This window comes from Pontimicrobium sp. MEBiC01747, assembly GCF_053601635.1.
Genome location: NZ_JBSHNS010000392.1, coordinates 1 through 12,921, shown reverse-complemented (window position 1 = coordinate 12,921; position 12,921 = coordinate 1). Strand labels below are relative to the sequence as shown.

Genomic DNA, 12,921 nt, shown 5'->3' with positions numbered 1-12,921 from the left:
GTATTATATTTTTTTAGTATAGGATTATTTTTAGGCATTTTATTTATTAAATCGGAAGTAGCATCTTGGTTTCGTATTTACGAAATGTTCCAGTTTAAAAGCTTTCACATGTATGGTATTATCGGCTCTGCAATTGTACTAGGCATTTTAGTGGTAAAATATTTTAAAGCATCACAAACAAAAGACATTAATGGAAAGGCTATTGTTATCGCTCCAAAAGAAAAAGGATTTGTACGTTATATTTCTGGAGGTATTCTTTTTGGACTAGGCTGGGCTCTAGCCGGAGCATGCCCTGGACCTATGTATGTATTATTAGGTTCTGGTTTTGTTAGTATTCTGGTTTTAATATTTGGAGCACTTTTAGGTACTTTTGTTTATGGCTTACTAAAAAAGAAGTTACCTCATTAAACAGTAATCCATTATCTTTTTTTAATTGCGCATACTTAAAAAGTATTAATATGACAATTGACCACATAGACCATATTGTTTTAACTGTAAAAAATATTGAAGAGACAATTAAATTCTATACTGAAATTTTAGGCATGAAAGCTGTAACCTTTGGTACAGATAGAAAAGCCCTAACTTTTGGAAACCAGAAAATAAACCTTCACGAAAAAGGTAAAGAATTTATGCCAAAAGCTAATTTTCCAACCTGTGGGTCTAGTGACTTATGTTTTATTGTTTTAACAAAAATTGAACTCGTAAAACTAGAGATTGAAAATAAAGGAGTTAAAATTGTAGAAGGTGTAGTAGAAAGAACAGGAACTCTTGGAAGAATAAAATCAATATATCTAAGAGACCCAGACATGAACTTAATAGAATTAAGTAATTATATATAAATCACCACTAGTCTATTTAATGGTTAATGCAGCTATACTAGCCTAACTTTTACAGATATCCATTTAGTTTTTATTTATTAAATTAGTTACATATAACTAACTATATAAACGCTACTTAACACATCGATTATAAAGTCTATACAAGCATATACCTTTTAATTAACTATATCTTAAGTAAGTAGCTAACAAAACTTAAATAAAAGATATATTATGGAATCTACAGATTATATAATAATTAATGGATATAAACATGTTTCTTATAATACAGAGGTATTTTCAGAAAATATATTAATAGAAAAAAGTAAAGCTTTTCATGACTGGTTAGATAAAAGAAGATCTGTAAGAGATTTTTCAGATACGCCAGTACCAAAACAAGTTATAGAAAATTTAATAAAAAGTGCTTCTACTGCTCCATCTGGAGCTCACAAACAACCTTGGACATTCTGTGCTATCTCTAATCCTTTATTAAAAACACAAATTAGAAAAGAAGCAGAAATTGAAGAAAAAGAAAGTTACGAGAACAGAATGAGTGAACGCTGGAAAAGAGATCTAGCACCTCTAGCAACAGATATGCACAAACCTTTTTTAGAGATTGCGCCATGGTTAATTATAGCTTTTAAAAAAGTGTATGAACTTGGAGCAAACGGAGAAAAGCATAATAATTATTACGTAAATGAATCTATAGGAATTGCTTGTGGTATGTTAATTTCTGCAATTCATGATGCTGGTTTAGTAACATTAACACATACCCCTAGCCCAATGAATTTTTTAACAAAAATTTTAAATAGACCTTCAAACGAAAGGGCTTTTTTATTGCTTCCTGTTGGATATCCAAAACTTCCCACTTTTGTCCCCGATTTAAAAAGAAAAGCATTGGAGGAAGTCACCGTTTTTTACGAATAATAGGCCTTAACACATCCTTTTTATTTTTTTTCAATAGATATTGTAACGTTTTAAAAGATTGTGCGTCATATAAGTATCAATCAAAAAAATCACAACGCAATGAAAGAAGACAAACAATTATTAGTAATTACCCATTTAAGTCAATTAGTAACTTTATTAACAGGATTTGGTAGTTTAATCTTACCATTAATACTGTGGATTACTCAAAAAGAACGTGTTTACCAAATGGATAGCCATGGCAAAAGCATTATTAATTTTCAATTAAGTTTAATTATTTATGCCATAGTATGTGTGCCACTAATTTTATTATTTGGATTAGGTGCTTTAGGACTAATCATTTTAGGTATAGTAGCAGTTATATTTCCTATTATTAATGCCATTAAAGCTAGTAATGGAGAAACCCCATCATATCCTTTATCTCTTAATCTTATTAGTTAGTTAGTTTAAAATTTTCGAGATAAAAAAAGCGCTCACTATAAAGTGAGCGCTTTTGGTATTCTGTAGTTTTGTATTATTTTTTTATATACTTCCCTTTCTTACTACCAGCATAAATTTCATATTTTAAAAAACGAGATTCTAATTTTGCATTCTTTAAATGTATTTTTCGAGAAGGCCTTAAACCAACATGTTTAATAGATTCTATATTAGAGGTAATAAACCAAGCATCAGTGTTTGGGTAATTTTGCTTCAGGGTATCTCCTATTTGCTTATAAAATGTTTCCATTTCAATGTCTAAACGTTCTCCATAGGGTGGGTTAAACACCATGTGAAGTTTTCTATCGCCTCCTTTTTGAGTTTTAAAGAAATCCTCATGTTTAATAGTAATAAACTCTTCTAAATGTGCATTTTTAATATTGTCTTTTGCTTTTGTAACAGCACTTGGCGATTTATCGAAACCAAAAATTTTATAATGAAAATCTCTTGTTTTGTTTAATAAAGATTCTTCAATTTTTTCAAATAAATCTACATCCCAATCTTGCCAACGCTCAAAAGCAAATTCTTTACGCATTAAGTTTGGAGGAATATTACAAGCTATCATAGCTGCTTCGGCTAGCATGGTACCACTACCACACATAGGATCCATAAAATCCGATTGCCCATCCCAACCCGATAGCATTATTAACCCTGCAGCCAAAACTTCATTAATTGGCGCAATATTAGTAGCCATTTTATAACCTCTTTTATGTAACGAGTCTCCAGATGCGTCTAAAGAAATATTACACGTTTCTCTATCTATATGTACATTTATCTTTAAATCTGGAAACTTTAAATCTACATTTGGGCGTTCTCCTGTTGTATCTCTAAACTTGTCTACAATAGCATCTTTTGTTTTTTGAGAAATATACAACGAGTGCGTAAAAACTTTAGAGTTTAAAGTAGAATCTACCGCAATACTACCAGAAGGCTTCATGTATTTACTCCAATCCATTTTATAAACTTGATTGTATAAGTCTTTTTCATTTCTAACGCGAAATGTATGTATTGGTTTTAATATTTTTGTAGCAGTACGTAATGCTAAATTAGCTTTGTACATAAACCCTTTGTCTCCAACAAAACTAACATTACGTACACCAATTTTTACTTCACGTGCACCTAGTTGTGTTAACTCTTTAGATAATAACTCTTCAAAGCCAAATAAGGTTTTGGCTACCATTCTGAAATTTTCTTCCATTATTTTCGTCTAATAGATTGCAAAAATAGAGTATTTTTGCACGAAACTGACTATTAAGTAAAACCAGATTCTCATTTTCATGAGAAAAATTATGACAGAAAACGAAACAACATGGTATGCCTCTTGGTTTGATACCCCGTTTTACCACATATTATATAAAGATAGAGATTATACAGAAGCTGAAGCCTTTATGTTTAATCTTACCGAATATTTAAACATTCCTGAGCATGGTAAAATTTTAGATTTAGCCTGCGGAAAAGGTAGACATTCCATTCATTTAAATAAACTAGGTTTTAACGTAACTGGTGTGGATTTATCTGAAAATAGTATTGCTCATGCTAAACAATTTGAGAATGAAACTTTAAATTTTAAGGTTCATAACATGACCAAACCGTTTAATGAGGAGTTTGATGCTGTTTTTAACCTTTTTACAAGTTTTGGTTATTTTGACAATCCTGAGGATAATTTAAACACTATAAAAGCTATAAAAACTAATTTAAACGAAACTGGTTTTGGCGTTATTGATTTTATGAATAGTGATTATGTTATAGATAATTTAGTACCTGAAAATATAAAAACTGTTGATGGTATAGATTTTCACCAAAAACGCTCTGTTATTGATGGGTTTATAGTAAAAGATATTTCGTTTACTTATAAGGATAAAGCCTATCAATTTCAAGAACGCGTTAAAGCGTTAACTTTAGCAGATTTTGAAGCGTATTTTGAACAAGCGGGCATACATTTAATAGATATTTTCGGTGATTATAAATTACGTAAATTTGATAAAAAATCGTCCGAACGTTTAATCCTTATTTTTAAATAGCGAATGCTTACAATTATACTTCCTATTATTTCTGTAGTATTGGGTTTTTTAATTGTTTGGCTTTTAAAACCTAAACAAAACAAAAACCTCAAATTATTACTAGCATTTAGTGGTGCTTTTTTATTATCTATTACCGTATTTCACTTTTTACCAGAAGTGTATCATCATGATAGTAAACATGTAGGTTTATTTATAATGATTGGTATTTTGCTACAAATTATTTTAGAGTTTTTCTCTAAAGGCGCAGAACATGGCCATGTACATTTAGATAAAAATGCAACAAATTTTCCTTGGTTATTATTTATTAGTTTAAGTATACATAGTGTTTTAGAGGGTATCCCCATAGAAACACACCACAACTTAATGTATGGTGTTATTATACATAAACTACCTGTAGCTATTATTTTAGCTACATTTTTGTTAGCCTCAAAATTAAGCAGAATTAGTGCTTTATTATTTTTATTATTATTTGCACTAATGACTCCTTTTGGTATGTTTTTATCGGCCAATTTTAAGTTTATACAGACTTATTTTATGGAAATTTCTGCTATAGTAATCGGAATTTTCCTTCACATTTCTACAACTATTTTATTTGAAAGTAACGAAGGTCATAAATTTAATATTACAAAACTATTAACTATTGTTTCTGCTGTAGTTATTGCTTACTATATTTAATTAAAACTTATGTTCTCTAAGGAAGAATCAAGACAAATACGACAACTTTTTTGGACAAGCTTTGGAAAGTCTTTCCCAAGAAAATGGATTTTATATAATACAAAAATTAAAGGTTTTAGCTTTAAATTTCATTTTGATAATAAAACTGCTGCTGTATTTTTAGATTTAGAAGATGATTTAGAAAATAGAATTAAATATTGGGAGAAGCTACAATCTCTGCAAAATATACTTTTAAATGATTATTTACCCGATGCCATTTTTGAAGAAGAATATTATTTGGATAATGGTAAAGAAATTTCTAGAATTCATTTATATATAGATCAAAAAGTTTCTATTCATAATAAAAACTCTTGGCAAATGGTTATGGAGTTTTTTAATGAGAAAATGAGTGCTTTCGAAGCCTTCTTTGAAACGTATAAAGATATTATTAAAGACTAAATTATCTTGCCTTTAATAATATCTTTATGTCTTGCTAATAGTTACTATTCTATTTGTGTCATTTCATTAAGTACAAAATCTTCAACTGCTCCTTCCGTTGCTATAACATATTCGGCTAAATGCACATTATTCATATGTTTTTGCCAAAGCGCTTTATTTTTCCAATTTTCATAAAATAAAAATAAATTTTCATTTTCATTATCTTGGTGTAAATCGTAGTTTATACAGCCTTCTTCTGCTTTAGTTAAGTCTATTAACTTTAATAGTTCTCTTTTTACTAACTCTCGTTTATCTGCTTTAGCTAAAATTTTCGCTACAATTGTTAGTTTACTCATATGCTTAAACTTTTAAATCGTTTCTATTATTTTATCGATATCTATTCTAGATTTTGCTTTTTTATGAGGTTGATTACTATCCTCTTCGTCTCTATACCCTATAGCTACAGCAACTATTGTAGTATAGTTTTTGTTTTTTAGTATTTTATTGTAGTTCTCTGGCTCTATGCCTTCCATTGGTGTAGAATCTATTCCCATTTCTGCGCAAGCACTTAAAAAAATACCTAAGGCTAAATACACTTGTCTATCAAACCATGCTTTTATTTGTGCTTCGGGCATTGGTTTTATAAATTCTTTATAATAGTCTACTGCTCCTTTTGGTAATTCGCGTTCTATTTGCTCTTCAAATAAAGCTAAGTCATTAATTCTGTTAAATACAACAACTGTATCACAGTCTTGCACTTTACCTTTATTTAACCACGATACTTCAGACAGTTTGTACCTAATATCTTTATCTGATACAAATGTAAATTTCCATGGTTGACTATTTATAGATGACGGACTTAACCTTAAAGTTTCTTTTAAAGCTTTTTTATCTGCTTCTGTTATTTTCTTTACATTATTATACTTTTTTGTAGTATAACGCTTATTCATTAATTCTATAAAACTCATTTTAAATATTTTTTAATTACTATACTTTTTATAGTTGCAAAACTAAGTATAGTATTTTATCTTTGCAATAACGGTCTAAAAGGATAGTATAATTTTAACTTTAATTTATGCATACTTATAACGGAAAAGAATATCCATGCTGCGCAAGTTTAACAATGGGTATTATTGGAGGAAAATGGAAAACTGTAATTTTATATCATTTATTAAGTGATACTTTACGTTATAATGAATTAAGAAAAAAAATACCAACGGTTACAGAGCGCACGCTAAGTTTACAATTAAAAGCTTTAGAGGAGGATAATATTATACAACGTACAGTGTATACTACTAAACCTCCTTTAAAAGTAGAATATTCGTTAACCGACTTTGGTAAAACTCTTATTCCATTAATTAAATCGATAGCTAATTGGGGCGATTTTGTAATTGAAAATTATGCTTCTAAAAAAGGATAGTCTGTATAACCTTTTGCCGTACCACCTCCAAATAGTGTATGGTTATCTGTAATTTTATTTAATGGTGCATTAAGTTTAACACGTGTAGGATAATCTGGGTTTGTTAAAAAATGTCTACCAAAACCAACTAAATCTACCAAGTTATCGCCCAGCAATTCATTAGCTTCTTTTGGTGTTTTATTTCCTGTTGCAATTATTGTTTTACTAAATGTATCTCGTAGTTGATGTCTAAAACTAAGAGGTATTTGGGGAGCATCATCCCAGTCTGCCTCACATAAATGAATGTAGGTAATTCCTATATCTTCCATTTTTTTTGTGGCTAACTCAATAGTCTCTAAAATTTCGGGATCATTCATATCTTTAAAACTTATAAATGGAGATAAACGAACACCTGTTTTTTCTGAGCCTATTTCATTTACTACTGCTTTAGTTATTTCTGTTAATAGTCTAACTCTATTTTCTTTACTTCCACCATAGTCATCTACTCTAAAATTAGAGTTACTTCTTAAAAACTGATCTATTAAATAGCCATTTGCTCCATGAATTTCTACACCATCAAACCCAGCTTCTATAGCATTTTTAGCACCAATTCTAAATTCTTCAATAACTTGTGCAATATCTTCATTTTGCATCGCTTTGGGTGTCTCAACTGGTACAAAAGTGGCATCTCCATTGGGTGCTCCATCAAAAATATAAACTTTAGTTTCTTTCGCTATTTTTGCAGAGGGTCCTATTGGTTGTAATCCATTTACTTTAGAACTAGATACTCTACCTACATGCCATAATTGCAAAAATATTTTGCTTCCTTTTTTATGTACTTCATTTGTTATTAGTTTCCATCCTTCAATTTGCTCTTTAGTGTAAATTCCGGGTGTTTTAGAGTAACCTTTTCCTTGAAGTGATATTTGTGTTGCTTCTGTAATAATAAGTCCTGCCGATGCTCTTTGCCCGTAATATTCTGCCATTAATGCATTAGGGATATCTCCTGGTTGTGATGCTCTTGATCGTGTCATTGGCGCCATTAAAAAACGATTTTTTAATGAAATCCCTTCCATGTTATATGGTGTAAATAATGTATTTTTCATTTTTATTGTCTTTTATTTAATAATAAGTTTAATTTTTCTCGACTAAATATGGTTGTAAATCCTGCAAATATTCCTATAAGTAGAGGAACTAATAGTTCGGGTATTATGGTTGTAAACGTTACTCCTGATGCAAAAAATAGAACTGTTCCCAAAAATGTTGCTGGTACAAATTCTCCCCAATCTTCTATAATTTCAAGGAATATTAAAATTGTTGCTACCCAAAAAACAACAAAGGCTGTTACATATAATTCGGTTTGTGCTGGTGCCATTGTGTTTAAGTAAGCAATGGCATAAGTTCCAATAAGAGCAATAAAAATCCCCACAAAAAAGGCCAGTAACATTTTAAAGGATTTTTTCATATTGCATGCGTGCAAAAAGTAATTTGCCCAACCAAAAAATACAACCCATGCTTTTACAGCTAATACACCTGAAACCAATATTGCAAAGGCAGATATTAGCCCGACTAAAAGTGCGTGTAAGATTGCGTTTTTATACTTCATTGTCTATTTTTTAAATTCTACTGTTGTAAATATTAATGTTGTATTTCCAATATTTTCTAAATTATGAGTAAAAAAATTGGTAGTGTTTAAATTATTAAAATACTTAATATCATCTTTTTCATATTCTGTTTCTATTATTGCTCCATCTGCATAATAGGATCTTGATTTACCTTCATTTTTTACTGTATAGAAATAAGGTTTATTGTGTTTATGAAAGGGTAACGATTGTCCTGCTGGCAAATGTATACTCCAAACTTTTATAAAATCGTTTTCTAATAATAAGTGTTCTCCAACGGTTTCATTTTTTAAGTTTTCATTTAAGGATTTTTTCAAATCTGTTGTCCACAAGGCACTCCAATTACCGCTTTTATTTATTATTTTCATTTTCATTGTTAGAGTAGATTATAGTGTCAATTGAATAGTAATTTTTATTGATATGGTTTATTAATATATAAAAGAATAGAGCATAAATCATTTGCATTCCTGCCCAATCCCATTTTTCAATTAATGTAGAGCCTAAAAGCAACATGATAATTACTAATGCTCCTGTAATACTTGCTCTGTATGTAAATAATCCTATAATTAATAACAATCCAACTCCAAACTCTAAAAAGGGTAATATACTTCCCCATATTGCTACTAATGGAGTTGGGATTATGCTGTTTTTAAAGCTAGTTACCATCCACTCTTTAAATACTTCTAGTTTAGAGAAACGTGCCAAGCCATGCCCTAGAAAGTTTACTCCTATTGTTATACGCAATAATAGAAATGCTATTTGTTCTTGTCTCTTATTCATTTTTTAGTTTTTTAAAATCTAAAAAAAACACTTTCTGGGTTTTTAAATCCAGTAAGTTCCCAATCTTTCCCTAATTGAAATGGAAGATTATTTTGAGCATTACCAATGATTACTATTGTAATTATTACTAATTTGATAATGGTTTTTATTTTACTATTCTTTTAATAAGGTTTAAATAATTTAATTAAAACTCTAATAATTAATATACTAAAGCTCTTATTTGTTGTAGTCTATTTCTGAATTATCTATAGGTGTATTAGGGTCATCTTTTATCATTTTCGCAATTTCGTCTTTACGCATAAATACGACTCCTTCATGTTGTTTGGCATATTGTATAAATTGGTCTACTACATTTACAATGGCTGGGCCACCTCCTATTCTATCATGCAGGCTTATACTCATCATTCTTCTTTTAGTAGCTCCTTCTTGATATAATTGATTAAACTCTGTTTTTAGTTGAGCCATAAATTGGTCTGGACTCCAATTTTTACCAGCTATATTTACGATATCGTTATTTCGTAAAGTGTATGGCATAACAACAAAGTTTTTTCCTCTTACTTTGGTTATAAATGGTTCGTCTCTACTTAAATCATCTATATGATAAAGAAAATTAAGTTCTTGTAATACTTTTAGTGTATTTGGGCTTCTTCGTAACCAGTTACTATTGTAGCCAACACCCCTATGCCCTGTAATTGCTTCTACTGTATCTATTCCTTTTTTAACAAATGCTAATTCGTCTGCGTAAGATAAATTCCATTGATCGTTCCATGCTATTCCGTGTGCTGCTATTTCATGGCCTTCATTACTTATTGCTTTAGCAACTTCTGGGTATTTTATTGCTGCTTCTCCTACAATATGAGAAGTAACTTTTATATTGTGTTTGCTCCATAGGTTTAACATTCTGTAAACCCCTTCTTTTGCTCCATAACGAAACCAACTTTCTGCTGGTAAATCTGGATTTCCTTTTGGTAATGGATTTCCTGAAAATGGGCTTTCTGCCCCTTCTGGTTGTCCTCCTGTTTCAAACTGCATAGAAAATGAAATGACTAGTTGAGCTCCATTTGGCCAATACTTTCCTGAAGGTGCTTCTTGTTCTTTATGTTTTGCTTGAATGGCTCCTTTACTTTTTTCTTTACATGAGTACAGACCAAATAAACATACTACAATGAGGACTGCTGTTATTGTTGCTTTCATAATTTCTTATTCTAATTTATTAAGACAAAGGTAGAAGAGAACACAAGTATTAATGTTGTATAAATACATTGTATATTTGTATAAATATATCATTTAGAGTGTCAAAACGATTTTATATTACTAAAAACTTAGATGTACTTCAATTTGAAGCGGTTAACAACTGGGGATACCCTAGACATAAGCATCATTTTTTTGAACTGACTTTTATTATAAAAGGAAGAGGTTGGCATAAACTAAACGAGAGTACTATTGAATATAAGGAAGGGGATATATTTTTTTTAACACCAAAAGACGAACACGAATTTGTAGTTGTTGAGGCTACTATTTTTGGGATTATAAAATTTACTGAACAACTATTTTTAGAAAAAGCAAATGTAGCTTCAAGTAAGCATTGGAGGAAAAACCTAGAAACTGTTATTTTCTATTCTAATATTATACCTGAAAGCATCGTTGCTTATGATTCTGATAGAAAACAATTATTTAATTTATACGAATTAATTAAACACGAAATTGAAACTTCTTTAGTTTACAATAGAGCCGTGCTAATAGAGTTATTTGGAGCTTTACTTATTATTATTTCAAGGAATTTAAAATCTAGTACTAAAACGTTACACAATCCTCAGGTTTCTGATAAAGAAAAAATTGATACTATTTTAACTTATGTTAGGCAGCATGTTCTTGATAAAGAAAGAATTAAAATACAGTCTATTGCTAAAGCCTTTTACATGTCTCCAAATTATGTTAGTATCTTTATAAAAAAACACATTGGTATATCTATACAACAATATGTTATTCAAACCAAAGTAAAAATGGCAGAGCGTTTATTAAAGCAAACCAATTTAACTATTTCTGAAATTTCAGAAAAAACAGGTTTTGTAGATTCTAGTCATTTTAATAAAACATTTAAAAAATATGTAGGTAAAAACCCCAGTGAATGCCGTTAATGAATTAATTTGCTATTATTCTATTTCTGGTAATAAATAATTACATTTTTAGTTTCTGTATATCCTATTTTAAAATCTAATCTTCTAACATAGAGACTCCATTTAAATCTGTAGTTAATACATCACTCATATAATCAAAATAGGGTCTAATAGCTTTAAAAGCATCATCTACCTTATCTAAAAAATCTGAAGCTAAAACGTCTTTATCTGTAAATTTCCTAGTAAAAATAAATTGTTTCTTTTTTATTAAGTCTATAGCTGGATGCTCTTTACTAAATCCTTTAGGTGCCGTTTTTACTTCTTCTCCAACAAACTCTCCCCAAATACTTTTAAACGTTTTATTGTTTATAATATCTCGTATCTCTTGGTCGTCCATTTCAAACTCTTTACGAATGCGTAATAAATCTTCTTTAGCAGGTTCCCAAAACCCAGTAGCAATAAAACTCTCATTATTGGGTTGTAAGTGCAAATAATAACCGCCTCTAAGTCTTGGTTTTGTTCTGTGGAAAGCTCCTCCAAAATGGGTTTTATATGGTAGTTTGTTTTTAGAAAACCGAACGTCTCTATAAATTCTAAAAAGCTTTAATTTATCTATTTCGTCATGTACATTTAAACGTTCTAAAATAGCGTTATAGAATACTTTTATATTGCTTTCAAGTGCTTTAAATTCTGGTTTATTTTCATTAAACCAGTCTCTATTATTGTTTTTTTCTAATTTTTTAAAAAAAGGAAACACGTTTTTATCTACAGTAGTACTCATTATAAACTAAGTTTTAGATTTTAAATTTACAAAAGCTTTTAGCCTTATTCAAATGCAATGTTATTTAATATTAATCCCGATGCTGGGGCTATATAATAGATATGTCCAGAATAGTCTTCTTTTAAACTTGCTTTTATATCTTCTAGTGTACGTTTACCTTGCCCTAACTCTATTAGAATTCCCATCATTAAACGTATTTGATTACGCATAAAGCCTTTGCCTTTTACTTTTAGTAAATAGCTGTGTTCGGGAAAAAAATTTGCTGTATACTTTGTGTTTTTAACTAATTCGCAACTTAAAATGGTTCTGTTATATATACCGTTATCTGTTGGTTTATAGCAATAGTTTTTAAAGTAATGTTCGCCTTCAAACAACTTTGCGCCTTCAGCCATAAGCTCTATATCTAAATCGTCTAAAATTGTTGTCATAATTGGCGCACAAAAGGGATGAAATTTACCGCCAAAAGCAAACATATAAATGTATTCTTTAACTTTAGAGTGTTTTATAATATTAAACTTTGCATCAACTTCTCGTATACTTAAGGCACGAATGTCTTGCGGTAAATTATAATTAAACAACTCTAAAAAGGCATCAAAATCTTCAATAGGTGCTTTTAAAAATAACTCGAAAGCGGCATTTTCTGCAGAAACCATTGCATCTGTTCTACCAGAAACTAAGGTTTTAAAGTATTGTTTTTCAAGAATATAATTTAAGGTTCTATCTACCATTAAATGCAGTGTCTTTAAATTAGGTTGCTTTTGCCAACCATGAAAACGATAGCCTAGATATTGGATATTTATAACGTAGAAATACTTATTCAAAATAGTTTATTTAATAGCTTCGAAAGTAATCGATAATATGAGATTTAACAAAAATTTTATACATTGTAGAGC

General features: G+C 29.7%; 19 protein-coding genes. 9 read left to right on the top strand and 10 right to left on the bottom strand.

Annotated features, from left to right (window positions below):
• The 4 genes from ACVC2P_RS12710 to ACVC2P_RS12695 form a co-directional block, all read left to right on the top strand.
• On the top strand, positions 1 to 408 hold a 408-nt coding region (locus ACVC2P_RS12710; protein WP_452598843.1), incomplete at its 5' end, for a DUF6691 family protein.
• A 50-nt stretch (positions 409 to 458) separates the two neighbouring features.
• Positions 459 to 839 carry a VOC family protein gene (locus ACVC2P_RS12705; RefSeq protein ID WP_452598842.1) on the top strand — a complete coding sequence of 127 codons (381 nt, stop codon included), beginning with the start codon at positions 459 to 461 and terminating at the stop codon, positions 837 to 839.
• A gap of 210 nt (positions 840 to 1,049) precedes the next feature.
• Positions 1,050 to 1,742, top strand: coding sequence for a nitroreductase family protein (locus ACVC2P_RS12700; protein WP_452598841.1), 693 nt, complete (start codon positions 1,050 to 1,052; stop codon positions 1,740 to 1,742).
• Positions 1,743 to 1,841: 99 nt separating this feature from the next.
• Positions 1,842 to 2,180: a DUF4870 domain-containing protein gene (locus ACVC2P_RS12695; protein ID WP_452598840.1), complete on the top strand. Its 339-nt coding sequence runs from the start codon at positions 1,842 to 1,844 to the stop codon at positions 2,178 to 2,180.
• A gap of 73 nt (positions 2,181 to 2,253) precedes the next feature.
• Here the strand turns inward: ACVC2P_RS12695 and ACVC2P_RS12690 are convergent, their stop codons facing one another.
• The gene (locus tag ACVC2P_RS12690; protein ID WP_452598839.1) at positions 2,254 to 3,414 is read right to left on the bottom strand and encodes a THUMP domain-containing class I SAM-dependent RNA methyltransferase; all 1,161 of its coding nucleotides are present in this window, start codon (positions 3,412 to 3,414) and stop codon (positions 2,254 to 2,256) included.
• Between the two features lie 91 nt (positions 3,415 to 3,505).
• Here ACVC2P_RS12690 and ACVC2P_RS12685 point away from each other — a divergent pair, with 91 nt between their 5' ends.
• The 3 genes from ACVC2P_RS12685 to ACVC2P_RS12675 are packed head-to-tail and all read left to right on the top strand — an operon-like array spanning position 3,506 to position 5,350.
• Positions 3,506 to 4,237 carry a class I SAM-dependent methyltransferase gene (locus tag ACVC2P_RS12685; RefSeq protein WP_452598838.1) on the top strand — a complete coding sequence of 244 codons (732 nt, stop codon included), beginning with the start codon at positions 3,506 to 3,508 and terminating at the stop codon, positions 4,235 to 4,237.
• Between the two features lie 3 nt (positions 4,238 to 4,240).
• Positions 4,241 to 4,912 carry a ZIP family metal transporter gene (locus ACVC2P_RS12680; RefSeq protein ID WP_452598837.1) on the top strand — a complete coding sequence of 224 codons (672 nt, stop codon included), beginning with the start codon at positions 4,241 to 4,243 and terminating at the stop codon, positions 4,910 to 4,912.
• A gap of 9 nt (positions 4,913 to 4,921) precedes the next feature.
• A complete protein-coding gene (locus ACVC2P_RS12675; protein ID WP_452598836.1) occupies positions 4,922 to 5,350 on the top strand; it encodes a DUF4268 domain-containing protein in 429 nt (142 codons plus the stop codon).
• A 44-nt stretch (positions 5,351 to 5,394) separates the two neighbouring features.
• On the opposite strand, the gene ACVC2P_RS12670 is transcribed toward ACVC2P_RS12675, so the two are convergent.
• Positions 5,395 to 5,685, bottom strand: coding sequence for a putative quinol monooxygenase (locus ACVC2P_RS12670; protein WP_452598835.1), 291 nt, complete (start codon positions 5,683 to 5,685; stop codon positions 5,395 to 5,397).
• Positions 5,686 to 5,697: 12 nt separating this feature from the next.
• Positions 5,698 to 6,297 carry an NAD(P)H-dependent oxidoreductase gene (locus ACVC2P_RS12665; protein WP_452598834.1) on the bottom strand — a complete coding sequence of 200 codons (600 nt, stop codon included), beginning with the start codon at positions 6,295 to 6,297 and terminating at the stop codon, positions 5,698 to 5,700.
• Between the two features lie 107 nt (positions 6,298 to 6,404).
• On the opposite strand from ACVC2P_RS12665, the gene ACVC2P_RS12660 reads away from it, so the two are divergent.
• Positions 6,405 to 6,749, top strand: coding sequence for a winged helix-turn-helix transcriptional regulator (locus ACVC2P_RS12660; protein ID WP_452598833.1), 345 nt, complete (start codon positions 6,405 to 6,407; stop codon positions 6,747 to 6,749).
• Here the strand turns inward: ACVC2P_RS12660 and ACVC2P_RS12655 are convergent.
• From ACVC2P_RS12655 to ACVC2P_RS12635, 5 genes are all read right to left on the bottom strand, one after another.
• Positions 6,728 to 7,834, bottom strand: coding sequence for an alkene reductase (locus ACVC2P_RS12655; RefSeq protein ID WP_452598832.1), 1,107 nt, complete (start codon positions 7,832 to 7,834; stop codon positions 6,728 to 6,730). The two genes, ACVC2P_RS12660 and ACVC2P_RS12655, sit on opposite strands and share 22 nt — an antisense overlap.
• Positions 7,835 to 7,836: 2 nt before the next feature.
• Positions 7,837 to 8,334, bottom strand: a complete 498-nt coding sequence (locus ACVC2P_RS12650; protein ID WP_452598831.1) for a DUF1097 domain-containing protein — start codon at positions 8,332 to 8,334, stop codon at positions 7,837 to 7,839.
• Between the two features lie 3 nt (positions 8,335 to 8,337).
• Positions 8,338 to 8,718: a hypothetical protein gene (locus ACVC2P_RS12645; RefSeq protein WP_452598830.1), complete on the bottom strand. Its 381-nt coding sequence runs from the start codon at positions 8,716 to 8,718 to the stop codon at positions 8,338 to 8,340.
• Positions 8,702 to 9,130 carry a DoxX family protein gene (locus tag ACVC2P_RS12640; protein ID WP_452598829.1) on the bottom strand — a complete coding sequence of 143 codons (429 nt, stop codon included), beginning with the start codon at positions 9,128 to 9,130 and terminating at the stop codon, positions 8,702 to 8,704. Before ACVC2P_RS12640 ends, ACVC2P_RS12645 begins: the two co-directional genes overlap by 17 nt.
• A gap of 216 nt (positions 9,131 to 9,346) precedes the next feature.
• Positions 9,347 to 10,324, bottom strand: a complete 978-nt coding sequence (locus ACVC2P_RS12635; RefSeq protein ID WP_452598828.1) for a polysaccharide deacetylase family protein — start codon at positions 10,322 to 10,324, stop codon at positions 9,347 to 9,349.
• Positions 10,325 to 10,422: 98 nt separating this feature from the next.
• Between ACVC2P_RS12635 and ACVC2P_RS12630 the strand changes: the two genes are divergently transcribed.
• Positions 10,423 to 11,268 (top strand): AraC family transcriptional regulator, encoded by an 846-nt coding sequence (locus tag ACVC2P_RS12630; RefSeq protein ID WP_452598827.1) that lies wholly within the window; start codon positions 10,423 to 10,425, stop codon positions 11,266 to 11,268.
• 76 nt (positions 11,269 to 11,344) lie between these two features.
• Here ACVC2P_RS12630 and ACVC2P_RS12625 read toward each other — a convergent pair whose 3' ends face one another.
• Together ACVC2P_RS12625 and ACVC2P_RS12620 are read right to left on the bottom strand one after the other, a co-directional pair.
• Complete coding sequence (locus ACVC2P_RS12625; protein WP_452598826.1) at positions 11,345 to 12,028, bottom strand: DUF2461 domain-containing protein; 684 nt, start codon at positions 12,026 to 12,028, stop codon at positions 11,345 to 11,347.
• Positions 12,029 to 12,072: 44 nt separating this feature from the next.
• A complete protein-coding gene (locus ACVC2P_RS12620) occupies positions 12,073 to 12,849 on the bottom strand; it encodes a tRNA pseudouridine synthase A (RefSeq protein ID WP_452598825.1) in 777 nt (258 codons plus the stop codon).
• Positions 12,850 to 12,921 lie beyond the last annotated feature (72 nt).

Bases quoted from the DNA above. Each gene is read 5' to 3' on its own strand.
- ACVC2P_RS12705 (WP_452598842.1), top strand. From the start codon at position 459: ATGACAATTGACCACATAGACCATATTGTTTTAACTGTAAAAAATATT.
- ACVC2P_RS12700 (WP_452598841.1), top strand. From the start codon at position 1,050: ATGGAATCTACAGATTATATAATAATTAATGGATATAAACATGTTTCT.
- ACVC2P_RS12695 (WP_452598840.1), top strand. From the start codon at position 1,842: ATGAAAGAAGACAAACAATTATTAGTAATTACCCATTTAAGTCAATTA.
- ACVC2P_RS12690 (WP_452598839.1), bottom strand. From the start codon at position 3,414: ATGGAAGAAAATTTCAGAATGGTAGCCAAAACCTTATTTGGCTTTGAA.
- ACVC2P_RS12685 (WP_452598838.1), top strand. From the start codon at position 3,506: ATGACAGAAAACGAAACAACATGGTATGCCTCTTGGTTTGATACCCCG.
- ACVC2P_RS12680 (WP_452598837.1), top strand. From the start codon at position 4,241: ATGCTTACAATTATACTTCCTATTATTTCTGTAGTATTGGGTTTTTTA.
- ACVC2P_RS12675 (WP_452598836.1), top strand. From the start codon at position 4,922: ATGTTCTCTAAGGAAGAATCAAGACAAATACGACAACTTTTTTGGACA.
- ACVC2P_RS12670 (WP_452598835.1), bottom strand. From the start codon at position 5,685: ATGAGTAAACTAACAATTGTAGCGAAAATTTTAGCTAAAGCAGATAAA.
- ACVC2P_RS12665 (WP_452598834.1), bottom strand. From the start codon at position 6,297: ATGAGTTTTATAGAATTAATGAATAAGCGTTATACTACAAAAAAGTAT.
- ACVC2P_RS12660 (WP_452598833.1), top strand. From the start codon at position 6,405: ATGCATACTTATAACGGAAAAGAATATCCATGCTGCGCAAGTTTAACA.
- ACVC2P_RS12655 (WP_452598832.1), bottom strand. From the start codon at position 7,834: ATGAAAAATACATTATTTACACCATATAACATGGAAGGGATTTCATTA.
- ACVC2P_RS12650 (WP_452598831.1), bottom strand. From the start codon at position 8,334: ATGAAGTATAAAAACGCAATCTTACACGCACTTTTAGTCGGGCTAATA.
- ACVC2P_RS12645 (WP_452598830.1), bottom strand. From the start codon at position 8,718: ATGAAAATAATAAATAAAAGCGGTAATTGGAGTGCCTTGTGGACAACA.
- ACVC2P_RS12640 (WP_452598829.1), bottom strand. From the start codon at position 9,130: ATGAATAAGAGACAAGAACAAATAGCATTTCTATTATTGCGTATAACA.
- ACVC2P_RS12635 (WP_452598828.1), bottom strand. From the start codon at position 10,324: ATGAAAGCAACAATAACAGCAGTCCTCATTGTAGTATGTTTATTTGGT.
- ACVC2P_RS12625 (WP_452598826.1), bottom strand. From the start codon at position 12,028: ATGAGTACTACTGTAGATAAAAACGTGTTTCCTTTTTTTAAAAAATTA.